34 protein-coding genes and 2 pseudogenes are annotated in these 23830 nt (G+C 28.3%); 30 read left to right on the top strand and 6 right to left on the bottom strand.

Annotated elements, in window-relative coordinates; translation table 4 throughout:
- The first annotated feature begins 2 nt into the window (after positions 1–2).
- Both ACXUB0_RS09685 and ACXUB0_RS09680 read left to right on the top strand, forming a co-directional pair.
- On the top strand, positions 3–191 hold the full coding sequence (locus ACXUB0_RS09685; RefSeq protein WP_458258517.1) for a hypothetical protein: 189 nt from the start codon (positions 3–5) through the stop codon (positions 189–191).
- A 120-nt stretch (positions 192–311) separates the two neighbouring features.
- Positions 312–800: a BspA family leucine-rich repeat surface protein gene (locus ACXUB0_RS09680; protein WP_458258516.1), complete on the top strand. Its 489-nt coding sequence runs from the start codon at positions 312–314 to the stop codon at positions 798–800.
- A gap of 232 nt (positions 801–1032) precedes the next feature.
- Here the strand turns inward: ACXUB0_RS09680 and ACXUB0_RS09675 are convergent.
- The 3 genes and pseudogenes from ACXUB0_RS09675 to pepF form a co-directional block, all read right to left on the bottom strand.
- Positions 1033–2273, bottom strand: a pseudogene (locus tag ACXUB0_RS09675) (IS256 family transposase).
- Between the two features lie 276 nt (positions 2274–2549).
- On the bottom strand, positions 2550–3539 hold the full coding sequence (locus ACXUB0_RS09670) for a GMP reductase (protein WP_252320243.1): 990 nt from the start codon (positions 3537–3539) through the stop codon (positions 2550–2552).
- A 129-nt stretch (positions 3540–3668) separates the two neighbouring features.
- Positions 3669–5507, bottom strand: coding sequence for an oligoendopeptidase F (gene pepF, locus ACXUB0_RS09665; RefSeq protein WP_458258515.1), 1839 nt, complete (start codon positions 5505–5507; stop codon positions 3669–3671).
- A gap of 145 nt (positions 5508–5652) precedes the next feature.
- On the opposite strand from pepF, the gene ACXUB0_RS09660 reads away from it, so the two are divergent.
- Entirely contained in the window at positions 5653–7047 is a 1395-nt protein-coding gene (locus tag ACXUB0_RS09660) for a M17 family metallopeptidase (protein ID WP_458258514.1), read from the top strand.
- 29 nt (positions 7048–7076) lie between these two features.
- Here ACXUB0_RS09660 and ACXUB0_RS09655 read toward each other — a convergent pair whose 3' ends face one another.
- A complete protein-coding gene (locus ACXUB0_RS09655; RefSeq protein ID WP_458258513.1) occupies positions 7077–7334 on the bottom strand; it encodes a hypothetical protein in 258 nt (85 codons plus the stop codon).
- Positions 7335–7343: 9 nt separating this feature from the next.
- Positions 7344–8464 (bottom strand): IS3 family transposase gene (locus tag ACXUB0_RS09650; protein WP_458258512.1). Its coding sequence is split into 2 segments (ribosomal slippage): positions 7344–8221 and positions 8221–8464, totalling 1122 coding nucleotides; the frame shifts between segments, so codons are not numbered across the junction.
- A 313-nt stretch (positions 8465–8777) separates the two neighbouring features.
- On the opposite strand from ACXUB0_RS09650, the gene ACXUB0_RS09645 reads away from it, so the two are divergent.
- From ACXUB0_RS09645 to ACXUB0_RS09635, 3 genes are all read left to right on the top strand, one after another.
- Positions 8778–8999, top strand: a complete 222-nt coding sequence (locus ACXUB0_RS09645) for a hypothetical protein (RefSeq protein ID WP_458258511.1) — start codon at positions 8778–8780, stop codon at positions 8997–8999.
- A 241-nt stretch (positions 9000–9240) separates the two neighbouring features.
- Complete coding sequence (locus ACXUB0_RS09640) at positions 9241–9480, top strand: hypothetical protein (RefSeq protein ID WP_458258510.1); 240 nt, start codon at positions 9241–9243, stop codon at positions 9478–9480.
- A 142-nt stretch (positions 9481–9622) separates the two neighbouring features.
- Positions 9623–9937, top strand: coding sequence for an ETX/MTX2 family pore-forming toxin (locus tag ACXUB0_RS09635; RefSeq protein WP_458258509.1), 315 nt, complete (start codon positions 9623–9625; stop codon positions 9935–9937).
- A gap of 66 nt (positions 9938–10003) precedes the next feature.
- Here the strand turns inward: ACXUB0_RS09635 and ACXUB0_RS09630 are convergent, their stop codons facing one another.
- A complete protein-coding gene (locus ACXUB0_RS09630; protein ID WP_458258815.1) occupies positions 10004–10219 on the bottom strand; it encodes a hypothetical protein in 216 nt (71 codons plus the stop codon).
- Positions 10220–11050: 831 nt separating this feature from the next.
- On the opposite strand from ACXUB0_RS09630, the pseudogene rpsJ reads away from it, so the two are divergent.
- From rpsJ to infA, 24 genes and pseudogenes are all read left to right on the top strand, one after another.
- Positions 11051–11353 (top strand): annotated as a pseudogene (rpsJ, locus tag ACXUB0_RS09625) (30S ribosomal protein S10); the annotation flags it as partial.
- 115 nt (positions 11354–11468) lie between these two features.
- Positions 11469–12161: a 50S ribosomal protein L3 gene (rplC, locus tag ACXUB0_RS09620; RefSeq protein WP_174480934.1), complete on the top strand. Its 693-nt coding sequence runs from the start codon at positions 11469–11471 to the stop codon at positions 12159–12161.
- Positions 12162–12184: 23 nt separating this feature from the next.
- Positions 12185–12814 (top strand): 50S ribosomal protein L4, encoded by a 630-nt coding sequence (gene rplD / locus ACXUB0_RS09615; protein WP_458258508.1) that lies wholly within the window; start codon positions 12185–12187, stop codon positions 12812–12814.
- Between the two features lies 1 nt (position 12815).
- Positions 12816–13109: a 50S ribosomal protein L23 gene (gene rplW, locus ACXUB0_RS09610; protein WP_458258507.1), complete on the top strand. Its 294-nt coding sequence runs from the start codon at positions 12816–12818 to the stop codon at positions 13107–13109.
- Positions 13110–13133: 24 nt separating this feature from the next.
- Complete coding sequence (rplB, locus tag ACXUB0_RS09605) at positions 13134–13997, top strand: 50S ribosomal protein L2 (RefSeq protein ID WP_458258506.1); 864 nt, start codon at positions 13134–13136, stop codon at positions 13995–13997.
- A gap of 14 nt (positions 13998–14011) precedes the next feature.
- On the top strand, positions 14012–14284 hold the full coding sequence (gene rpsS / locus ACXUB0_RS09600) for a 30S ribosomal protein S19 (protein ID WP_174480930.1): 273 nt from the start codon (positions 14012–14014) through the stop codon (positions 14282–14284).
- A gap of 12 nt (positions 14285–14296) precedes the next feature.
- Complete coding sequence (rplV, locus tag ACXUB0_RS09595; RefSeq protein WP_174480929.1) at positions 14297–14629, top strand: 50S ribosomal protein L22; 333 nt, start codon at positions 14297–14299, stop codon at positions 14627–14629.
- 16 nt (positions 14630–14645) lie between these two features.
- Positions 14646–15389, top strand: coding sequence for a 30S ribosomal protein S3 (gene rpsC / locus ACXUB0_RS09590; RefSeq protein WP_458258505.1), 744 nt, complete (start codon positions 14646–14648; stop codon positions 15387–15389).
- Between the two features lies 1 nt (position 15390).
- On the top strand, positions 15391–15876 hold the full coding sequence (gene rplP, locus ACXUB0_RS09585; protein ID WP_458258504.1) for a 50S ribosomal protein L16: 486 nt from the start codon (positions 15391–15393) through the stop codon (positions 15874–15876).
- Positions 15857–16351: a 50S ribosomal protein L29 gene (gene rpmC / locus ACXUB0_RS09580; RefSeq protein ID WP_458258503.1), complete on the top strand. Its 495-nt coding sequence runs from the start codon at positions 15857–15859 to the stop codon at positions 16349–16351. The genes rplP and rpmC overlap by 20 nt, the downstream gene beginning before the upstream one ends.
- Entirely contained in the window at positions 16351–16629 is a 279-nt protein-coding gene (gene rpsQ / locus ACXUB0_RS09575; RefSeq protein WP_458258502.1) for a 30S ribosomal protein S17, read from the top strand. Before rpmC ends, rpsQ begins: the two co-directional genes overlap by 1 nt.
- A 21-nt stretch (positions 16630–16650) precedes the next feature.
- The gene (rplN, locus tag ACXUB0_RS09570) at positions 16651–17019 is read left to right on the top strand and encodes a 50S ribosomal protein L14 (RefSeq protein WP_174480924.1); all 369 of its coding nucleotides are present in this window, start codon (positions 16651–16653) and stop codon (positions 17017–17019) included.
- Between the two features lie 13 nt (positions 17020–17032).
- Positions 17033–17380 carry a 50S ribosomal protein L24 gene (gene rplX / locus ACXUB0_RS09565; protein WP_252319242.1) on the top strand — a complete coding sequence of 116 codons (348 nt, stop codon included), beginning with the start codon at positions 17033–17035 and terminating at the stop codon, positions 17378–17380.
- A 21-nt stretch (positions 17381–17401) separates the two neighbouring features.
- On the top strand, positions 17402–17959 hold the full coding sequence (rplE, locus tag ACXUB0_RS09560; RefSeq protein WP_338958174.1) for a 50S ribosomal protein L5: 558 nt from the start codon (positions 17402–17404) through the stop codon (positions 17957–17959).
- Position 17960: 1 nt separating this feature from the next.
- Positions 17961–18146 carry a type Z 30S ribosomal protein S14 gene (locus ACXUB0_RS09555; protein ID WP_174480921.1) on the top strand — a complete coding sequence of 62 codons (186 nt, stop codon included), beginning with the start codon at positions 17961–17963 and terminating at the stop codon, positions 18144–18146.
- Between the two features lie 13 nt (positions 18147–18159).
- Complete coding sequence (gene rpsH / locus ACXUB0_RS09550; protein ID WP_458258501.1) at positions 18160–18564, top strand: 30S ribosomal protein S8; 405 nt, start codon at positions 18160–18162, stop codon at positions 18562–18564.
- Positions 18565–18576: 12 nt separating this feature from the next.
- The gene (rplF, locus tag ACXUB0_RS09545; protein WP_252319239.1) at positions 18577–19131 is read left to right on the top strand and encodes a 50S ribosomal protein L6; all 555 of its coding nucleotides are present in this window, start codon (positions 18577–18579) and stop codon (positions 19129–19131) included.
- A 30-nt stretch (positions 19132–19161) separates the two neighbouring features.
- Positions 19162–19512, top strand: coding sequence for a 50S ribosomal protein L18 (gene rplR / locus ACXUB0_RS09540; protein ID WP_458258500.1), 351 nt, complete (start codon positions 19162–19164; stop codon positions 19510–19512).
- An 18-nt stretch (positions 19513–19530) separates the two neighbouring features.
- Positions 19531–20235 carry a 30S ribosomal protein S5 gene (gene rpsE / locus ACXUB0_RS09535; protein WP_458258499.1) on the top strand — a complete coding sequence of 235 codons (705 nt, stop codon included), beginning with the start codon at positions 19531–19533 and terminating at the stop codon, positions 20233–20235.
- 9 nt (positions 20236–20244) lie between these two features.
- The gene (gene rplO / locus ACXUB0_RS09530; RefSeq protein ID WP_174480916.1) at positions 20245–20688 is read left to right on the top strand and encodes a 50S ribosomal protein L15; all 444 of its coding nucleotides are present in this window, start codon (positions 20245–20247) and stop codon (positions 20686–20688) included.
- Positions 20689–22047 (top strand): preprotein translocase subunit SecY, encoded by a 1359-nt coding sequence (secY, locus tag ACXUB0_RS09525; RefSeq protein WP_338958165.1) that lies wholly within the window; start codon positions 20689–20691, stop codon positions 22045–22047. It abuts the gene before it with no gap.
- Between the two features lie 9 nt (positions 22048–22056).
- The gene (locus ACXUB0_RS09520; protein WP_458258498.1) at positions 22057–22722 is read left to right on the top strand and encodes an adenylate kinase; all 666 of its coding nucleotides are present in this window, start codon (positions 22057–22059) and stop codon (positions 22720–22722) included.
- Entirely contained in the window at positions 22715–23497 is a 783-nt protein-coding gene (gene map / locus ACXUB0_RS09515) for a type I methionyl aminopeptidase (protein ID WP_252319231.1), read from the top strand. Before ACXUB0_RS09520 ends, map begins: the two co-directional genes overlap by 8 nt.
- Entirely contained in the window at positions 23497–23817 is a 321-nt protein-coding gene (gene infA / locus ACXUB0_RS09510; RefSeq protein ID WP_348774424.1) for a translation initiation factor IF-1, read from the top strand. Before map ends, infA begins: the two co-directional genes overlap by 1 nt.
- Positions 23818–23830 lie beyond the last annotated feature (13 nt).

Raw genomic sequence — 23830 nt, 5'->3', positions numbered from 1 at the left:
TTATGCCATCAATAACTGAAATAGTTAATATATATTACACACAAGATTTATTAAAAGAAAGAGAAAAAAATAAAAATATTAAAAAAGAAAAAGTAAATGACAAATTAGGTGTTAATAAAATAAATGCTAATGATACACAAAATAAACAAAATTCAACAAACAAAGATAATAGTTATTGTAGTATTTCATAATTTGTTATTAATACAAATATACAAAAATAGTTAATTGCATTTATTTTTAAAAACACTAAAATGTAGTTAACTTCTTAAATTTAAGAAGTTATTGGAAAAAATAAAAAGGGGTTTTTCATAATGAAAACATTATTAACAGCAGTAAGTCTTTTAACACTTGCAACAACCACAGGAAATTTAACAAGTTTCTTAAACTCAACTATACAAAAAAATGATATTACAACTAACTATATTCAAAATAAAACTCAACAAGACACAATTTATATTGACAAAGATGGCAAACAAATAACAACTAGTGAAAGAGACCTATCAAAGATAAATAGTAAAGAAATTATTCAAATTGGATTTTTTAAAAATACATTAGAAGAAATTCAAGTTATTAGAATGCCAAGAACAATTGAAAAAGTACCTGACAAATTACCACCAGAAATCACATCTTTAAAAAATATGTTTACAGGTGCAACCTTATTCAATCAAGACCTTTCAACATGAGATACTTCCAATATAACAAATATGAATTTTACATTTAATGGAGCCGCTTCATTTAATAGTAATATTACTAATGAAATGTTTCTAAGAACCTGTTTGGAATCTTTTAAACATAATTAAACTAAAAAAGGGAATAATTATTTCTAACCTGACAGTTAATTAACATTTTATTTTCTTTGTCATTTTTTTGTTAAAAAGATTTTATCATTTGACAACTTATCAATTAAAAATTTATTTTTCAACTATAAAATAACATTTATGATATTAATTTAATCAAAAATAAGTTAAAAAAGATCCTAAACAGGTTCTAAGAGGCTTTTTAGAAATCTGTGTATCTTTGTTTTACAAAGTACTAGTTAAGATTAATTCTATCTTCAAATTTTATCATAAAATGAGCAATTGCTGTATTTCAATTTTGAATGGGCATTGTTCATTTTTTTGCTATATTTTCAATTGCTAAATAAAATATTTTCAATTCTTCCATATCATTAGGAAAAACTTTTTTATTTCTGATAACTTTTCGTAATTGACTATTAACAGATTCAATAGCATTTGTGGTATAAATTACTCTTTTAATTTCTGTTGGATAACTAATAAAAACTATCAAATTTTCTCAATTTTTATATCAAGATTTAGCAATTTGAGGATATTGTTTATTTCACTTATTTTCAAATGTTTCTAAAGCCTGCATTGCTTGTTCTTCACTACATGCAGTATAAATTGGTTTTAAATCTGCAACTAGAGATTTTCTATGCTTATATGAGAGACATATTTCAAACTATTTCTAATTTGATGAACGATGCATAATTGATGTTCTGTTTTAGGATAAACTGATTGTATTGCTTCTGACATTCCTGTTAAATTATCACTACAAGCAATAAGAATATCATTTAAGCTTCGATTTTTCATTTCTGTGAAATTGGCTAATCAAAATTTAGAACCTTCATTTTCACTAATTCATAAGCCTAAAACATCTTTTTTACCTTCTAAATCAACTCCTAAAGCTATATACACAGATTTGTTAATAATGCGTTTATCTTGTCGTATTTTAACTACTATGCAATCAAAATAAACAATCGGATAAATACTATCTAATGGTCGATTTTGCCATGCTTTTACATCATCAATAACATCATCAGTAATTTGACTAATAACACTTTCACTAATATCAGCACCATGATATAACTCTTGTAATTGCGTTCTAATATCTGATAATGTCATACCTTTTGCATATAAAGAAAGAACTTGTTGATCAAAACCATCAAATCTTCTTTGTCTTTTTGCAATTATTACAGGATTAAAATTACTATTGCGATCTCGTGGTACATCAATCTCAATTTTACCTTGTTGAGTTATTAATTTTTTTGAACTTATACCATTACGAGCATTGTCACTATTACTATGTTGATTCTTATCATATCCTAAATAATTTTGCATCTCAGAATTCAACATTTTTTCTACTAATCTTTTTGTTAATTCTTTATACAAACCTCCCTCTTTAAAAACTGTTGTTAAATCTTCAGTATTTTCTAATAATAAATCTACTGCTTTTGATATTGGATCATTATTATTAATATTTTGCTTTTTAGCCATCTGTAATTCACTCTTTTTAGGTTTATTATAGAATTAATTAAACATAGTTATTTTTGTAAGTTACACAGATTACTAAACATTACCAAAAAATCAGAAAAAAAGTTTTAGACAAAGTAGTTTAAATATTAAAAATAATTTAATTATTAGATTCTTTAATATCATTAAACAATTATCACAGTGAATTCAATTATCATCATAGGCATTTGATTTGCTTGTATTTTAATAAAAAACAATTCTGGGTACCCAGAATTGTTTTTAAAGAAAAATTAAAAATTATTAACGATCATCACCATTATTAATAGTACCTTTAACAATAACATAATCACATTTTGTTAATGCAGATAAATCTTTACCACCAGCATAAGAAATAGCAGATTGTAAATCTTCTTCCATTTCTTTATAAGTATCAGCAATTGAACCTTTATATGGAACAAGTATTTTTTTACCTTCAATATTTTTCGCTTCCGCTTTGTTAAAAATACTTGCTGATCCAAAATATTCTTTGTAAGATTGACCATTTATTGTAACAATTTTGCCAGGTGATTCATCATAACCCGCTAAAATACTTCCTGCCATAATCATAGTGGCACCAAAAGCTATTGCTTTAGCAATATCACCATTACATCTAATACCACCATCTGCAATTAATGGTTTAGTGGTACTATTGGCAACATCTTGTAAAGCATTTAATTGTCAACCACCTGTACCAAATCCAGTTTTTAGTTTAGTAATACAAGCTTTTCCTGGGCCAACACCAAATTTAATTGCATCAGCGCCTCATTTTTCTAAATCTTTAACAGCGGTTTTTGTCATAACGTTACCAGCAATAATAAAAGGTTTAGTATTTGTTTTAGCAAAAGTAGTTTTTATAAATTTAATCATTTCTTCCATAGCATTACTATGACCATGTGCAATATCAATAGTAATAAATTCTGGAATTAGATTCAGTTTGATTAATTGTTCAAGTAACTCTTTATCCTCTTTTTTAACACCAATGCTAATTGAAGCATATAACTTTTGTTCATGCATACTTTTAATAAATTTAATTTGATCGATATTAAAACGGTGCATTACATAAAAGTAATTATTTTTAGCCAATCAAATACATAATTCTTGGTTAATGACAGCACTCATATTTGCCGGAATAATTGGAATTTTAAAAGTAAAACCATTTAGTTTAACACTGGTATCACATTCTTTTCGTGATTTAACTATTCCTTTATTTGCAATTAGATTTATATCTTCAAAATCAAATTTCACATTCATTTTTTATTTATTCTCCTTAGTCTTTACTAATTGTAATAGTCAAAATATGTACATATTATTTTATAACGTTTTAAATAAAATGCTAAAGGACTAAAACACCATTAGTATTATATATTATTTTTTTGCAATTTAATTATCTTTATTATTAATTAAGTCTGATAATTGGTTAATCATTTTCTTTAAATTAGTAATTAATGGGTTATAAACATCAATTTGTGTTAAATCAACACCCGCATCTTTTAAAATATCTAATGGATATTTGCTGCCACCGGCTTTTAAAAAGTTAAGTAAATTTTCTTTTTTGCCATTTTTAACATCTTCATAAAGTTTATAAGAAACGGTAATTGAAGTAGCATATTTATAAACATAATAAGGTGAGTGGAAAAAATGAAGAATTCGTGGTCATGAGTATCCTTTTGCTTTTTCTTCGTATTTATCTAATGCTTTTTGTCCATATTTATTAGCTGTATTTTCAAATAAATCAGCCAAAATATCGGCGTTTAATGGCACTTCTTTTTCTACTAATTTATGTGCTTCTCATTCAAATTCAGCAAATTGAATTTGACGAAAAAAAGTACCAATTACAGTTTCAATATGAGTTTGTAGTAAGTAAATGCGTTCTTGATTATTTGACGCTTTATTATATAAATAATCAAAGGCTAGATGTTCATTAACTGTTGAAGCAACTTCAGCTAAAATAATTGGATAGTCAGCATTTGGATATTTTTGATATTTTTCTGAAAATAGGGTGTGAACAGAATGACCTAATTCATGAGCTAGTGTATTAAGTGAATTAATAGTATCATCTCAATTCATTAAAATAATGGGTTCTACGCCATTACCACCTGTTGAATAAGCACCAGTTCGTTTATTTGTGTCTTCATAATAGTCAATTCTACCTGGTAATAATGCTAAGTTTAACTGCTCTAAATATTCATCACCTAAGATACTTAAAATTTCTTTAACTGAATTAATACCTTCTTCAACACTGAATTTTTTAGTTGGTATTGTTGTCATTTTTAAACTAGTATCGGTACTATAAAATTTTTTAAATTTAAAAAATTTACGTTTTAAATTATAAAATTCTTCTACTAAAATAGCGTGTTTCTGTCCTGTTTTTATTAAATTTTCATATAGTATTAATGGTACATCATCACTTAATAAACTATATTCTAAAGTAGTTAAATGTTTTTTATTATCTTTTTCTTTATCGTTGTTACGAATTTTTATTTCTTCAACAACTACTTCTAAAATGCTTTCATAAACTTGTGCTAATGAATGTTTTTTATTTTTAATATCTTCATAAAATTTTTTTGAAATATCAATTCTTAATTGTTGATCTTTTACTGGATTACTATTTTCTAAAATGTCTAAATATAAAGTTTGTGTTAATTCTTGTTCTTTATTTTGATAATTAAACATTGTTTTTTGTTTATCAGCATAAACCAAACTATCATATAAACCACCAGCAGCACTTCTTGATTTGCTAACTTTGCTTAGTAAAGTTTCATCGTGCTCACTTAAAATAAATTTTTCAAATTTAAAAAAAACTTCCATATCATGTTTATATATCATTAATGAGGGGTCATTATTAATTCAGTTTTTAATAGTTTGTAAACCAATAGTTTTGATTTCTGGTTCAATTCATGCTAACTTTTCCGATAACTTACTTTGTTGAGTCGCAAATAAACTAGATAATTGTTGCAATTCTAAGTTAGTTTGATCTAAATCTCCATAATGTAAATATTGCACAACTTTAGAGCCTAACATTGATATTTCTTTGCTAATTGCTAAATATTTTTTAAAGTTATCAATATTATTTAATTTTCCTTTAAAAGTTAAAAGTTGATTGGCAAATTTATCAAACTCAGGTAAAGCTTTTTTTCAAGATTCATTATTAATAAATAAATGCTTAAAATCTCAGCAGTACTTTTTTTTATCTTTTTCATTTAATTCAGAACGCTTCATAGTTTTTGCTCCATTCTATGGTAATATTACAATACAATAATAATACAATAATATTGTTTAACTTATCTATTTTTGTTGTAATTTTCGAAAATATTAATTCAGATATATTGTAATTATTTTAATATTACCATTTAGGAGTGAAAATATGGATAAAAATATTCTACTTAATGTTAGTAGTAAACTTGAATTAAAATTAAAATTAACAGCGGTATTTGCTGATAAAGTTCCTCATGAATTGATTGCTAAAGAAAAAAATAAATTAACATTAATTTCTGAAGATAAAACTTATTACCTATATTTAGGTGATAGTAAAGGCTTAACTCGTAATGATGTTTATAATTTTTTTGTAAATTTTAGTAGTAATAATAGTCAAGATTTGGATATTGATGTCAAATCTTTTGTTACGAGTAATTTAGATGAAAGTATACTTTTACAAACTATATATGAAGCATTATGATTCGGTACTTTTAAAGAATATACTTTAAAAAGTAAAAACAATGAAGAAAAAAAAGTTAAATATAATGTTGTTTCAACAGCAAAATTCCCTAACTATACTTCACAACAACAAATCGAAATTCAAGGAGAAAGTATTAATTTAGCACGTAATTTGCAAGATATGCCACCTAATTTGTTATATCCCGAAGTTTTTGCAAAAAAAATTCAAGATGCAGCAAAAGGTATTAAAAATTTATCAATAAAAGTTTTAGGGCAAAAAGAAATAACAGAACTAAATATGAATTTATTATTAGCAGTTAATGCTGGAAGTAATTTTGATGCTCGTGTTGTTGTTTTAGAATATAAAGGTGATCCACAGCATGCCGATGATATTTTAGGATTAGTTGGTAAAGGAATTACTTTTGATAGTGGTGGTTATTCACTAAAACCTTCTTCAGCAATGAAAGGTATGAAATTTGATATGTCGGGTGCAGCTAGTGTATGTAATGCTGCCATTGCTGCTGCTAAATTACAATTAAAAATAAACTTTGTAGCTGTTGCTTGTTTAACAGAAAATAAGATTGGTAGTCATGCTACTTTAGTAGAAACAGTCTTTACTTCAATGAATGGTAAAACTGTAGAAATTAATAATACCGATGCCGAAGGAAGGTTGGTATTAGCAGATGGTATGACATATGCTTTATGTAAAGGAAAAGCAAATCATATTATTGAATTATCAACTTTAACTGGTGCAATGCTAGTTGCATTAGGTAGTTATATGACTGGTGCTTTTGCTACTGATGATAAATTATTTAATGATTTTGATTTATCATCACAACAAACTAATGAAGAAATTTGAAGAATGCCAATTCATCAACAAAATATTTTAAATATGCGTTCATCTAAAATAGCTGATTTAAGTAATCTTTCTAAAGATCCATATGGTGGTTCATCAAATGCTGCTGCATTTTTAAAAGAATTTAGCGAAGATAAACCATTTTTACATTTAGATATTGCGGGAACTGCTTATAAAAATGATCGTGGTATGGGTGTATTAGTTAAAACATTAGTTCAATATATGAAAAATTATAGTACAAGTAAATAAAGTTATAAAAAAGTTATTTAACAATATTTTTAGTTAATTGGTATTGAAATAATATTTGATTCTATTTTTTGTAGTGTTTTTAATAATGGTGGTAGTTGAGAATTATTAATTTTATTAATATTTAATCGATTACTTGTATCAATAGTATCATTTAATTTAATATTTATTTTTTCTAAGATTTTAATATTTTTATCAAATTTTTCATAATAATTTTTGACTAATTTTTCTAAATTTTCTTCAGTAATATTTGAATTTAATTGGAAAATTGAATTGTGGAATGGCAACACTTTTTAGGACTATTTTTTGGTAGACACTTGTTCTTGATATTTGATAGGAGTTAAGTAGTTTAAAGTGCTGTGGATTCTTATGTTGTTGTATCAATTGATATAATCAAATAATTCTAATTTTAATTGGATTAATGATGTAAAATTTTTATCATTAATAAATTCAGTTTTGAAAGTTTTAAAAGTTGCTTCAGCAACAGCATTATCATAAGGACAACCTTTTTTGCTTAAAGATCGAGTAATATTGAATGCTAATAAAAGATTATTAATAATTTTATTGTTAAATTCATTACCTCGATCACTATGAAATATTTGGATATCTTTTAAACAGCGATTTGATTGCATAAATGCTTGATATACTAGTAATGCATCTTTTTTAACTCCAACACTATGTCCAATAATTTCTCGGTTAAATAGGTCTATTAATAGGCAAATATAGTTTCATTTACCATTAACTTGAACGTAAGTTAAATCACTAACAATAACTTCATTTTTAACCCTATTATTAAAGTTTATATTAACAAGATTGGTTATTTGACTATTATTGACTTTATTATGATGATTTTTGAATGATAATTTAGTGTATTTTGATATTAAATTATGCTTATTCATAATTTCTTTAATTTTTCTGCGTGATAAATAAATTTCTTGGTTTTCTAAAATTTTTTTTAATCTTCTAGTACCATAAACTTCTTTATTTTCTTTAAAAGCACTAATAACAGCTTCATCATACATATTATTTTTGATTTTATTTTCTTTTTTCTTTAAGTTAAAATAATATGTTGATTTAGATATTTTCAAAAAACGACACATTGTGCGAATTTTATATTTAACTTTATTTTTAGCAATAATTTCTACTTTCTGCCTATTATTAGTGCTGCTTGCTTTAAAATATCATTTTCCATTCTTAATTGTTTTAATTCTTTTCTTAATTTAATTAATTCATTTTCTTCAACAGAACGATTATCTTTAGTTTTAAAACTACCTGAATTAGTAAATTGCTTAATTCAATTATAAGTAGCTGCTCTTGTAACATTGTACTCTTTAGCAAGACAAGACACTGACTTACCGCTTTGATATAAAGCTACTATTTGTTTTTTAAATTCATCTGAATATGAGTTAATATTGGCCATAATTATACTTCCTTTCTTTTCACTAATTTGTTCACTTGTCTACGTAATTAGTGTCCAATAAAGTGTAACCCATCCAAATCTGCTGGTTTAGATAAATTGGATAATATTTTAAAAAAGAAAGATAAACCTAAAAATAAAGATAAATAAAAATGATTATAGTCCCAGTGAACCTACTGGGACTATAATTTGGGTGAGTCACGTAGTGGCGAGGGACGTAGTCCCTATATACTTGACTTTAAATCATTATTTGTCCTGCTAATTAAGATGGTCACACAAAACATGTGTGTATAAATATTTAGGAGGAAAATAATATATGATCAAAAATATGAGGAAATTATTATCATTAATGTCTATTTTAGGATTTTCAACAGTAACAGTAACAAATGTAGTTGCTTGTACTTCTGCTGATACTTCTATAAAACATGAAACAAAAAAGAATGGACTTACTTGATATCCACCAGATAATATGGAAAATATTATTAAAGATATTAGAACCTGTTTAGGATCTTTTTTAACTTATTTTTGATTAAATTAATATCATAAATGTTATTTTATAGTTGAAAAATAAATTTTTAATCAATAAGTTGTCAAATGATAAAATCTTTTTAACAAAAAAATGACAAAGAAAATAAAATGTTAATTAACTGTCAGGTTAGAAATAATTATTCCCTTTTTTAGTTTAATTATGTTTAAAAGATTCCAAACAGGTTCTTAATAATACAATTATTCCAAAAAATGGATGAGTAGCAGATGGTAATTATGAAATACCAATTTCCATGAAGGATTTGATTCAAAAAGAATATGATAAATATTTTACTGGCAAAGAAGGTACTTTAAAACCAATAAAGACTGTTGCTAAAGATGAAAATATAGTAGATTCTTTTCAAGACATTTATACTAATAGTTCTAATACCGAACAAATTTATCAAACTCAATCACAATCTAAAACTATTACTAATACTAAGAACCTGTTTAGGATCTTTTTTAACTTATTTTTGATTAAATTAATATCATAAATGTTATTTTATAGTTGAAAAATAAATTTTTAATCGATAAGTTGTCAAATGATAAAATCTTTTTAACAAAAAAATGACAAAGAAAATAAAATGTTAATTAACTGTCAGGTTAGAAATAATTATTCCCTTTTTTAGTTTAATTATGTTTAAAAGATTCCAAACAGGTTCTAATACTTTTTCTTGAAAAACATTAGAAAAAATTGGAGTTAAAGTTAAAGCTGAATTTAAAATTCCTTGAGTTGGTAAAAGTGATGTTGAAACTAGTGCTGAATTTGGTTCAGAGCAACAAGGAACTAAAACTACTACTGATAGTGAAACATTAACTAATACAAGTCAATCATTTAAATTAAAATCACATTCAATAGGAACAGTTTTATATACTATTAAGCAAGGAACATATCATAATGAAGGAAAAATTAGTTATCCAGTAAATTTAACTGATACTATTAGTTCTTAATATTATTGATCACAAACCGGTCAATGAAGTAAAAGTGAATATACTATTAAAGATTTGATTAAACTTTTAGTTGATAATAGCTATAAAGAACAACTTAAAATTGGTTCTAACACTTATTCAATTATTTCAACAGATAATCCTGATAACCCAAAAACTGTTTTTTTTAATAGTATAGTTACAATAGAAATGTTTTTTTTCAATAGCAATATAATTTTGATTTGAATTTTGTTTAGCAAGATTTATAATGAAATTTCCTTTGCCGCTTCCAATTTCAATATTGATTGGATTTTTATTTTGAAATATTTTTTTCTTTCATTTCCCTTTGTAATTATAGGGATCATTAATACATAAATTATTATGTGTTAAAATAAATTCTTTTGCTCATGGTTTATTTCTTAGAACCTGTTTGGAATCTTTTAAACATAATTAAACTAAAAAAGGGAATAATTATTTCTAACCTGACAGTTAATTAACATTTTATTTTCTTTGTCATTTTTTTGTTAAAAAGATTTTATCATTTGACAACTTATCGATTAAAAATTTATTTTTCAACTATAAAATAACATTTATGATATTAATTTAATCAAAAATAAGTTAAAAAAGATCCTAAACAGGTTCTTACTCTCATTGTAATTCCTTTTCTAATTTAATCAACATAGTTGTTATAAAAGTGTAACTTACTAATTTTAGAATTATATCAAAATTGAAGTTTAAATATCTTTTGCTAAAAGAATTTCATTATTATATTTATATCATGTAATATTTTTATTTAAATAAATTTTGTGAAATATTATAATTATATAATTATATATTACCTTTTACTTTTTTAAAATAAGAAAATAATAAAAAAATAACGGTATTTTATTATTTTTTTAATAAAAATCTTTATTTTTTACAACTAAATTAATAGTTAAAAGATTATGAACAAAAAAACCCATTATTTTTTTGTTTTTTTGTATTTTGCTATTCCCTTTTACCATTACACTATGTTATACTTACAAGGCGTGATTGTTATTTATAAATGCTGATACACTGATATCAGTTGTCATTATATCACATGTTTTGTTCTTTATTTTATTAAAAATCGTTCTAAGGAGGATATAGCCAATGGCAATCATAGGAGACAAAGTAAAAATTCGTTTAGAAAGTTATGATCACTCAGCTATTGACCAAATAGCACAGAAAATTAAAGATGTGTTAAAAAAAGAAGGTGCTGAAGTGGTAGGTCCAATTCCATTACCAACTCATAAAGAAATTTTCACTATTCTTCGTTCACCGCATAAACATAAAGATTCACGTGAACAATTTGAAAAGAGAACTCACAAAAGAATTATTGGTGCTCAATTATCACCAAAATCTTTAAATGCTCTAAGTGGACTTACTATCCCTAATAGTGTTAGTATCTCTTTGATAATCGAATCTAAAGATGAAAAAAAATCAACTTTAAATCAAGTATCAAAAAAGATTAATAAAAAAAATTATTAAAATCGATAAATATTAATTATTTACAACATATTCCAAGGAGGAAATTATGAAAGGAATCTTAGGTAAGAAACTAGGAATGTCACAAGTTTTCTTAAACAACGGACAACTAGTTCCAGTAACAATTATCGAAGTACAACCAAATGTAGTAAGTCAAGTTAAAACAAATGTAAAAGACAAATATAGTAGTTTACAACTTGCAACGTTCGATCTTCGCGTTACTTTATCAAACAAACCAACAATTGGACACTTTAAAAAAGCCGACAGTCAACCTAAGCGCTTCGTGAAAGAAATTCGTAACATGAACGGATTTAATCATAAAGATCTTATTAATGTTGCTGATGTATTCACAGCAGGTGAATTCGTTGATGTCCAAGGAACTTCTAAAGGTAAAGGATTTACAGGACGTATTAAACGTCATAATCAATCACGTGGTCCAATGGGTCATGGATCAGGTTTACATCGTCAAATGGGTTCAACAGGTTCTATTAATGCTAACCGTGTGTTTAAATCACAACCAATGCCAGGGCAAATGGGAAATGTTAAACGTAGTGTTGCTAACTTAGAAGTTATTAAAGTAGATAAAGAAAATAATTATCTTTTAGTAAAAGGTTCAGTTCCAGGACCAAAACAAGGCTTTCTTGTTATTAAACAAGCAGTTAAAAAACCAATTCTCAAAACCCCAGTATCATTAGTTGTTAGAAATCAAAATACTACAACCGAAGTTACTGATGGTCAATAAAGTTAATTATGGAGGATAGCAAAATGAAAATTAATGTTGTTAACAATGCTGGAACAAAAGTTAGCGAATTAACTTTAAACGAAAAAATTTGAGGAATTGAACCCCACAAGCAAGCGCAGTTTGATAGTTTATTAAGTTATAATGCTACAAAACGTCAAGGAACACACGCTGTTAAAAGTCGTGCTGAAGTTGCTGGCGCTGGTAGAAAACCATGAAAACAAAAAGGAACAGGGAATGCGCGTCAAGGCTCAATTCGTTCACCACAATGAAAAGGTGGGGGGATTGTTTTTGGACCAAATACTGATCGTAATTATTTAATTGGATTACCAAAAAAAGTAAGAAGATTGGCAATAAAATCAGCATTGGCTGCCAAATTCCAAAATAAAAACATAGTTGTAATTGATGAATTAAACTTTGAAAAACCTTCAACTAAAATTATGTTAGAAACTTTAAAAGTTTTAGAATTAGCAAACAATAAAACACTAATTGTTTCAGGAATAAGCAATAAAGAAACAGTTATTAAATCAGGTCGTAATTTACCTAGAACAACAACAATCGCTGCTAATAGTATTAATATTTACGATTTATTAAATGCTAAAAAAGTATTGTTTACTACTGAGGCAATTAAAATCGTTGAGGAGGCTTTAATTTAATATGCATTTAAGTGAAGTTATAGTAAAACCAGTATTAACTGAGAAAACTTATAAACAAATGGCTGAAGGTATCTATACATTTACTGTTAACCGTAAAGCTAATAAAAGTCACGTTAAAAAAGCCTTTGAACAGATTTTTGAAGTTAAAGTAGCAGACGTTAATATTATTAATAGTAAACCAAAAACTAAAACTGTTGGTAGATTTGTTGGAAAAACATCGGCAGTAAAAAAAGCTCTTATTAAATTAGCTCCTAGTGAACAATTAAGTTTGTTTAGTTCTGAAGAACAAAGCTAATGAGATTGGAAGGAGAAAAAAACAATGGCAATTAGAAAAATTAATCCCACTACTGCAGGAAGACGTAATATGACCGTTCTGGATTACAAACAGAACTTAACTATTGGTAATAGCCCTGAAAAATCTTTATTAGTAAATTTAGTTAAACAAGCTGGTAGAAATAATCAAGGTAAAATTACAGTAAGACATCAAGGTAATGGTCATAAGGTTAAATACCGTATTATTGATTTTAAACGTAACAAAGACAATGTAGTTGGAACAGTTAAAACAATTGAATACGATCCAAATCGTAATGCTAACATTTGTCTTATTTCTTATCTTGATGGTGAAAAGCGTTATATCTTAGCACCAAAAGGAATCAAAGTAGGAGATAAGTTATTAAGTGGTGAAAACAGTGATACTGTTAAAATTGATATTACTGTTGGTAACTGTTTACCATTATCACAGATTCCACAAGGAACAGTTGTTCATAATGTTGAATTAAAACCAGGTAAAGGTGGACAAATGGCACGAAGTGCTGGTGGTAGTGTTCAAATTCTTGGTCGTGATGAAACAACTAAGTATACATTATTAAAATTAACATCAGGTGAAGTTAGAAAAGTATTAAGTAATTGTCGAGCTACAATTGGTACAGTTGGAAATGATGATCATAACTTAGTAAACATTGGTAAAGCAGGAAGAAATCGTTGAAAAGGAATTAGACCTACTGTTCGTGGTAGTGTTATGAATCCAAATGATCACCCACATGGTGGAGGAGAAGGTAAAGCTCCAATCGGAAGAAAAGCTCCAGTAACACCATGAGGTAAAAAAGCATTAGGTTTAAAAACTCGTGATAGTAAAAAAGCATCAAATAAATTAATTGTACGAAGAAGAAATGCAACAAAGTAGGAGGAAAGTAATATATGTCAAGATCTTTAAAAAAAGGACCCTTTGCTGATAGTCATTTATTAAACAAAGTGGAAACTCAAAATAAAAATAAATCAAAAAAAATTATTCAAACTTGATCTCGTCGTTCAACAATTTTCCCACAATTTGTTGGACATACATTCGGTGTACATAATGGCAAAACACATTTACCTGTATATGTAACAGAAGATATGGTTGGTCATAAATTAGGAGAATTCGCACCCACACGTAAATTTGGTGGTCACGGTTCTGACAAGAAAAAGCGTTAGGAGATAGAAATTATGGAAGCAAAAGCTCATTTAGATAAATTACGCATTAGTCCAAGAAAAGTGCGTTTAGTAGCGGATTTAGTTCGTGATAATGCTGTTGCCAAAGCTCTAGTAATTCTAGCTCATGAAAAAAAACGCGCAGCACAGCCAATTATAAAATTAATTAATTCAGCAGTTGCTAATGCTGCTAATAACTATGGAATGGAAGCCAACAAATTACGTATTAAGGAAATATTTGTAAATGAAGGTCCAACTATGAAAAGATTTATGCCCCGTGCTCATGGTAGAGCATATCAAATCTTAAAAAGAACAAGCAAAATCACTATCGTGGTTAGCGATAATTAGGAGGTAAATAAGTAATATGGGTCACAAAGTTAGTCCAAATGGATTAAGATATGGTATCAATAAAGATTGACAATCACGTTGATATGCAACTAGTAACGAAGATTTAGCAAAATGAATTTTAGAAGACCACAAAATTAGAAAAGCACTATTTGCACATTTAAAAACTTCTGGTGTTTCTAAAATTGAAATTGAAAGAACTAAATCACAAATTACCTTATTTATCCACTGTGTTCGTGTTGGTTCAGTTTTAGGGCAAGGCGGTTCAAACATTGAAGTATTAACAACACTAGTTCGTAAAACAATTAAAAATCGTAAAATAGGTATTAGAATTAATGTTGTTGAAATTAAAAATCCTGATATTGATGCGCAAGCAATTGCTAATACATTAGCACAACAAATAAGCAATCGTATGTCACATCGTACAACACAAAAATTAGCAATTCGTAAAGCACTTCGTGCTGGAGCAAAGGGAATTAAAACTCGTGTTTCAGGAAGACTTGGTGAAGCGGATATGGCACGTGTTGAAGGTTATTCAGAAAGTAGTGTTCCTTTAGCAACATTACGTAGTAATATTGATTATGCTACTGCTGAAGCAAAAACAACTTTTGGTCAAATTGGTATTAAAGTTTGAGTATATAAAGGTGAAATTTTATCAGGAACTGACTCAACTCAACCTGAAATTATTTCAAAAAATAATCAAAGAAATAATAACAATCGCCGAAATAATTACTCACAACAACCACGTAAGGAGGTAAAGTAAGATGGCTATACCTAAGAGATATAAACACTCTTGCGTCCACCGTTTAAGTTATGAAGGAACTGCAAAAGGTTGTAAAACAGTTGTTTTTGGAACTTACGGACTTCGTGCTGAAGAAGGTTCTTACATTACTGAAAGACAAATTGAAGCAGCCAGAGTAGCAATGACACGTTACATGAAACGTGGTGGAAAAGTTTGAATTAGAATCTTTCCACATTTACCAATTACTAGAAAACCAGCGGAAGTACGTATGGGTTCAGGAAAAGGTTCAATTGATCATTGAGTTTCAGTAGTAAAAGCAAAAACAGTTATGTTTGAAGTATCATATCCTAATGAAGCAACAGCACGTGAAGCATTGCGTCTTGCAATGCACAAGTTGCCAATCAAATGTAAAATTGTTACTAGAGAAATAAAACCAACAGAAGAAGTAAAGGTTGCTAAAAATTTAACAACAGAATTGGGTGAAGCAAATGGAAATGCAAGTAATTAAAAATAAATCAACTTTAGAATTACAACAACATGAAGAAACTTTTCGTGCGCAATTGTTTGCTTTACGAATTCAAAGTTCGTTAGGTAAACTAGAAATTCCGCATATGATAAATAATCTTCGTAAGGATATTGCTCGTATTAAAACTGAATTAACTATCAGAATTAATAATGGTGAAAAAATCAAACCATTACATATTAATAAAATGGTATTACCAGAAGAAAATAAAGAAAGCAAAAAAACTAAAAAAGTTGCTAAAGTTGATGATAAAAAAGATATTAAAGTTAAAACAATAACTAAATCAGAAGTTATTAAAGAATCAGATAAAATTGCTAAAAAAGAAGTTACTGAAAAAACAACTAAAGCAAAATCATCAAACAAAGAAGTTAAAAAAGTTACTACTACTAAAGTAGAAAAACCATCTAAAAAACCTACAGTTAAGAAAACTGTGACACCAGCTAAGGAGGACAAAGAATAATGACAAATATTATTCCAAACAAACAACGTAAAACTTTTGTTGGAATTGTAAGTTCTGACAAAAATGATAAAACAATTACTGTTGTTGTTGAAACTTCAAAACGACATCCAATGTACCATAAAAGTTTTAAGTCAACTAAAAAGTATCATGCCCATGATGAAACTAACCAAGCTAAAATTGGTGACAAGGTTGAAATCATTTCAACTCGTCCACTTTCAGCTCTAAAACGCTTCCGTTTGTTAAAGATTATTGAATCTAAAACAAATAAAAAAACTTAATTAACCAGGAGGATAAGAAAGATGTTACAAAATCTATCGTGAGCCAATGTGGCTGACAACACTGGTATTAAAGAAGTTATGGTTATTAGAGTTTTGGGTGGTAGTACTAAAAAATTTGCTAAAATTGGTGATATTGTTGTTTGTTCAGCAAAATCAGTAACACCTAATAGTGCAATGAAAAAAGGACAAGTTGTTAAAGCAGTTGTCGTACGTAGTAAATTTGGTGTAAAACGTAATGATGGTTCTTGTGTAAAATTTGATGATAATGCAGTAGTAATTATTAAAGAAGATAAAACGCCACGTGGTACTAGAGTATTTGGTGTCTTGGCTCGTGAAGTTAAAGAGCGTGGTTATAATAAAATTGCTTCTTTAGCAGAAGAAATTGTTTAGGAGGATGAAATAAATGGCAAGCAAAAAGAAACCAGTTATTAGTCTTGATACTAAATTAAAAAGAGGCGACCAAATTAAAATCATTGCAGGAAAGCATAAAGGTCATACCGGACCAATTATCCAAGTACTTCGTGAAAAAAATCGTGTTATTATTGAAGGTATTACTGCTAAGAAAAATAAAAAACCTACCCAAAATGATCAAGAAGGTGGAATTGTGGAAGTAAAAACTAGTGTTCACATTTCTAATGTAATGATCCTTGATGGTAAAAAAGATAAAAAAGTAACAAAAATTGGGTACAAAATTGATAAAGATGGCAAAAAAATTCGTATTGCACGAAGATCTGAAACAGAATTACGATAATAAAGGAGTAACAGCATAAAAATGAATCGTTTACAAGAAAAATATAATAAAACTATTATTCCCCAATTGCAAAAAGAATTAAATTTTACATCAATAATGCAAGTACCCAAAATTGAAAAAGTTGTTATTAATATTGGCGTTGGAGATGCAAGTAGTAATCCAAAAGCCATTGATAAATCAGTATCTGAATTATCAAAAATTACTGGTCAAAAACCAATTATCACTAAAGCAAAAAAATCAATTGCCGGCTTTAAATTAAGAGCAGGAATGCCAATTGGTTGTAAAGTTACATTACGTGGCGAAAAAATGTATGATTTCCTTGATAAATTTATCTCAATTTCTTTACCAAGAATTCGTGATTTTCAAGGCTTATCAGCTAAAGCATTTGATCAAAATGGTAATTACACTGTTGGTATTAAAGAACAAATTATTTTCCCTGAAATTAATTATGAAGAAGTAGATAAAGTTCGTGGTATGGAAATCTCAATTATTACCACAACATCAAATAATGCAACAGCATTATTGTTATTAAAAAAAATAGGATTACCGTTTAAAAAACAAGGAAAGCAGGTAGCATAAGATGGCAAAAACTTCATTAAAAGTAAGACAAGCCCGTAAATCAAAGTTTAGTACGCAAGCATATACACGCTGTCAAAAGTGTGGCCGTCCTCATGCGGTTATTCGTAAATTTATGTTATGCCGTATTTGTTTTCGCGGTTTAGTATACCAAGGACAAATTCCTGGTATTAGAAAAGCATCATGATAGGAGGTATATAATTATGATGACAGATCCAATAAGTAATATTTTAACAGTTATTCGTAATGCTATTAGCGCTGCGGATAGCAGTAAACATCGAGTAGTTAGTGTACCTTCTTCAAAACAACTAGTTAAGATAGCTGATATCTTGCAAAAAAATGGTTATATTGAAAAATATCGTGTTACTAAAGAAAATCCTAGCAAACCTAAATTAGAACTTTTATTAGTTCATACTGGTAAAAGTCCAATTCTTGGTTTAAAAAGAATATCTAAACCAGGATTAAGAATGTATGCAAAATGTGAAGACTTACCAAGTGTGTTAAATGGTTATGGAATTGCAATCGTTTCTACATCAAAAGGTATTATGACAAATAAACAAGCAAAAAAACTTGGTCTTGGTGGCGAAGTTCTTGCTTATGTATGATAAGGAGGAAACTATATGTCACGTATTGGTAACCGTATCCTTACCATTCCAGTAAATACTTCAATAACGCTAGATGCAAGTAACTTGTTAACTGTTACAGGAGCAAAAGGTTCTTTAAAAAAACTATTACCAAATGTTATTAAAATTAACGTTGATGAAGAGAAAAAAACAATTACTACAACAAGACCTGATGATAACAAAAAAAATAAACAACTTCACGGAACAACTAATTCATTAATTAATGGAATGTTAGTTGGTGTATCAACAGGTTTCATGAAAGAATTAGAAATAAATGGTGTTGGATATCGTGCTGCTGTTCAAGCTAATATCTTAAATTTAACATTAGGATATTCTCATCCTATTAAGTTTGAGATTCCGCAAGGAATTACCATTGTTGCTCCCAAACCAACAGTATTACAAATTAGTGGTATTGATAAACAATTAATTGGAGAAGTTGCAGCCAAAATTCGTAAATTCCGTAAACCAGAACCATATAAAGGTAAAGGAATTAAATATAAAAATGAACACATTCGTCGTAAGGAAGGAAAAGCTGCTGGTAAAGGTAAATAATCTTATACTGGCACTTAAGGAGAATAGAAAATGATTAATAAACAACAAGCTCTTAAAGTTCGTCATTATCGTATTCGTAGTAAAATTATGGGTACTAGTGAAAGACCACGCTTAAATATCTTTAAATCTAATAATAGTTTTTATGCTCAAATTATTGACGATACTGCTTCAAATACAATTATTGGTGTATCAACATTAACATTTAAAGATTTAGCATCAAAAAGCAATATAGATGCTGCTACTAAACTTGGAGAAACAATTGCTAATTTAGCTATTAAGAAAAAAATTAAAAAAGTGGTTTTTGATCGTGGTGGATATTTATATCATGGTAAAGTGAAAGCATTCGCAGAAGCGGCGCGTAGTGCTGGATTAGAATTCTAAAAAAGGAGAATTAAAAGTATGAGTTTAGAAAATAAAAAAACAATTATTGATGATAAAGAAAATACTGAAGTTCAAAAATCAATAGCAAAACCTTCTGTTAAAGCAGAAGTAAAAAATCCTGCTGGTAATGAAAATAAAATTAGACATACTAATTCATCACAACCAAGAAATAGCCACGATAAAAAAGAAAATAAAGTTCGTGAACCACGTAAAAATTTTGAACGTAAACCAAAAACTCCAAGTGAATTTATTGAAAAAGTGATTTGAATCAGAAAAATTAACAAAGTAACAACTGGGGGAAGAAGAATGCGTTTCTCTGCTGCTGTTGCTATTGGTAATGGTAAAGGAGTAGTTGGTTTTGGTATATCTAAAGCCAATGAAGTTCCTGATGCAATTAAAAAGGCAATTGAAGCTGCTCACAAAAATTTAACAACAATTACGATAACTAAAAACAATAATTCTATTGTTCATGAAGTTAAAGGTAAATATTGTGGAAGTGAAATTTTATTAAAACCAGCTAAAGAAGGAATCGGAATTAAAGCTGGTGGATCTGCTCGTGATATTTTAGAATTAGCTGGTATTCATAATATTTATTCAAAAGCATTTAGATCTAGAAATAAAATTAATTTAGCTAGAGCAACAATTGCAGGTCTTGGCAATGTTAAACCAGCAGAATATTTTATAAAAAATAAAAATCTTACTACTAAGCGTAGTAATGGTTAGAGGTGGATTATGGAAACAACATTACATAACTTAAAACCAACACCAGGTTCTCGTAAAGACATTAAACGTTTAGGTAGAGGAACTTCATCTGGAAAAGGTAAAACGGCTGGTAAAGGGACAAAAGGACAAAATGCCCGTACCGGTGGTGGAACAAGACCCGGATTTGAAGGAGGACAAACACCACTGTACCGTCGTATTTCAAAACGAGGGTTTACTAACTTTACTACAACCAATTATAGTATTATTAACTTAGAACAAATTGATTTAATTAAAGAGCATGAAATAACACCTGAACTTTTATTTCAATTAAAATTGATTAGAAGTAAAAAAGATGGTATTAAAGTTCTTGGTAAAGGTAAATTAACAACACCAAAAACAATTAAAGCTCATAAATTTTCAAAATCAGCAATTACTGCTATTGAACAAGCCGGAGGAAAAGCGCAGGTGATCTAAGTGTTCACAACAACCCGTGAATTAATAAAAAAGTATAAAGAAGTTATAATTAGAATTTTATTTACCATTTTTATTTTATTTATCTTTCGTGTTGGAGCATTTATTACAGTTCCAGGAGTAACTTTGAATGAAGATTTAAGTAGCAGTAATAGTAGTGGTATTGAATTCTTTAATTTAATTTCAATGTTAGGTGGTGGTGCTATTAGCAGATTTTCTGTTTTTGCACTTGGGGTCTCACCTTACATTACTGCATCAATTATTGTGCAGTTATTATCAACTGATGTTGTTCCTACTTTAACAAGATGGGCTAAATCAGGCGAAAAAGGTAAGAAAAAATTAGAGTTAATGAATCGAGTATTAACTGTCCCGTTTGCTATTATGCAAGGTTTTGCCACAATCTTTGGTTTACAATCTCAACATATTATTAGTGTGGATTGAAGTTCGGGATCGGGAGCAGCTGGACCAGAAGTTTTCTATTATGTATTGATTCCAGCTATTTTACTAGCAGGGACAATGTTATCATTATGAATGGCTGATCAGATTACTAATCGTGGTATTGGTAATGGAATTTCACTAATTATTTTTGGTGGAATTGCTGCTAATTTACCATTTAACTTAGCTTCAACTTTTAAGTATTGAGTAGGACCAGATACTAATAACGGTGTTATTTTTCAAGGGGCTTTAAAATTTGCTCTTTATTTTGCAGCCTTCCTACTGATTATTCTTGTTGTTGTATTCTTTAGTGAATCAGAGCGACACTTACCAATTCAACAAACTGGTAGTGGTTTAACTTTAAAGGGTGATAAAAGTTCTTATTTACCTTTAAAAGTTAACTCAGCCGGAGTAATTCCTGTTATTTTTTCTTCGGCACTAATTACTGCTCCAATGACAGTGGCACAAATTGTTGATCAAAATAGTGGTTTTGCTAATTTTGCTAGAAATTATTTATCTTTACAGTCGTGGCCGGGAATTAGTATTTTTGCTATAATGACAATTATGTTTACTTTCTTATATGCACAAGTGCAAATTAATCCCGAACAAATGGCTAAGAATTTTCAAAAATCAGGAACTTATATTCCTGGCGTTCAGCCAGGAAAGGAAACAGAAATTTATATTAAAAGAATGTTAAATCGTTTAAGTACGATTGGTTCCTTTTTCTTAACTGCTGTTGCAGTAACTCCGTTTTTGATTTCTAAATTTACTAATCTACCTTCTTCATTAGCAGTTGGTGGAACTGGATTAATAATTATGGTTGGAGTAGCATTAGATACAACAAAACAAATTAAGGGACGAATTACTCAACATTCATTCTTAAATTATAAGGACAACAAAGATGTTAAAGAACACTTATGGTCTTAGGGGGTAACGATGAATTTAATTATTTTAGGTCCGCCAGGATCAGGGAAAGGGACACAGTCACAGTTTCTGAAAGAACAATATAATTTAATGCATTTATCAACTGGTGATTTGTTTCGTGATGAAATCACAAAACAATCACCAGTAGGTAAAAAAGCTCAAACTTATGTTAATAAGGGTCAATATGTTCCTGATGAGATTACAAATGAGATTATTAGTAATACTTTAAAAAATATTAAACATAATTTTATTCTTGATGGTTATCCAAGAACAATCTCACAAGTAGCATCATTAGATAAAGTATTAACAAGTTTGAATGAAACGCTTTCAATGGTATTGTATCTAGATATTAATGAAAAAACAGTTATTAAACGTTTGTCTTCAAGAGTTACTTGTCCTCAATGTAAAGCAATTTATAATCTTAATTTCCTACCACCAGAGATTACTGGTATTTGTGATAATGATGGGGTAAAATTAATTAAGCGAATTGATGATAGTGATGAAAAGACAATTATCAATCGTTTAAAAACTTACAAAGTAGCAACGGCACCATTGGTAGATTCTTATCAAGAACGTGGACTGTTAAGAACAGTGGATGCCAACCAAGATAATAGTGATATTAAAGAACAAATTAAATCATATTTATCATCATTAAAAGGAAATAAAAATAATGGTTAGCATTAAAAGTCAAAGTGAAATTCAAAATATCAAAGCCGCTAGTCAAGTTGTAGCACTTATTCATAAAGAGTTAGCAAAGATAATAAAAGTTGGAATAACTGGTAAAATGCTTGATAAAGTGGCAGCACAAATTATTAAAGAAAATAATGCTGTACCTTCTTTTTTAAATTATCATGGGTTTCCTGCCACAATTTGTGTTTCAGTTAATGAACAATTAATTCATGGCATTCCTAATGATAAACCTTTTAAAATGAATGATATTGTGAAAATTGATGCTGGTGCTGCTGTTAATGGTTATCATGCAGATGCTGCCTTTACAATGTGTGTTGGTGGGAAACCAACACCAGAACAAGCAAAACTTATTAATGTGACTAAAGAATCATTAAATAAAGCAATAGCAATTATTGCACCAGGAGTTAGAATTGGTGATATTAGTAACGCCATTCAAACTTATGTAGAAAGCGAAGGCTTTTATTTACCAACATCGTATACTGGGCATGGTATTGGTAAAAAACTCCACGAAGACCCAGCTATTCCTAATGTTGGTAAGCCCAACACCGGAATAAAATTGCAGTCAGGAATGACAATTTGTATTGAACCAATGGTTCAAACAACAACTGATAAAATTCTGGTTTTAAGTGATAAGTGAACAGTAGTTGCTGCTGATAAACAGCAAACTGCTCACTTTGAACACACTATCCTAGTAACTAATGATGGATGTGAAGTACTAACAATACTTAATGAAAATCAAAAAAATAATGAGGAATGTAATTAATGGCTAAACCAAAACAAGTAGTTAAACCCAAAGTTCAAAAAGTAAAAAAAACTAATGATAGTACTATTGAATGTGAAGGTATAGTAATAGAAGTCTTACCTAATGCTAGATTTAAAGTAAAGTTGAATGAATATGACTTTACTCCTATTGTAAGACCATCGGGTCGTATGCAAACACATAAAATTAAAATTATCAAAGGTGATCATGTAAAAGTTGAATTATCAACTTATAATTTAACTGAAGGACGAATTACTTTTCGTAACAGAATGGCTACTACACATTTACCGATAAATAAAGATGATGAAAACAAAGAAAACTAATAGTTTAACAGGA

The sequence above is a fragment of the Spiroplasma endosymbiont of Dactylopius coccus genome, assembly GCF_977110965.1.
This window is presented reverse-complemented; position numbering and strand designations above follow the sequence as displayed.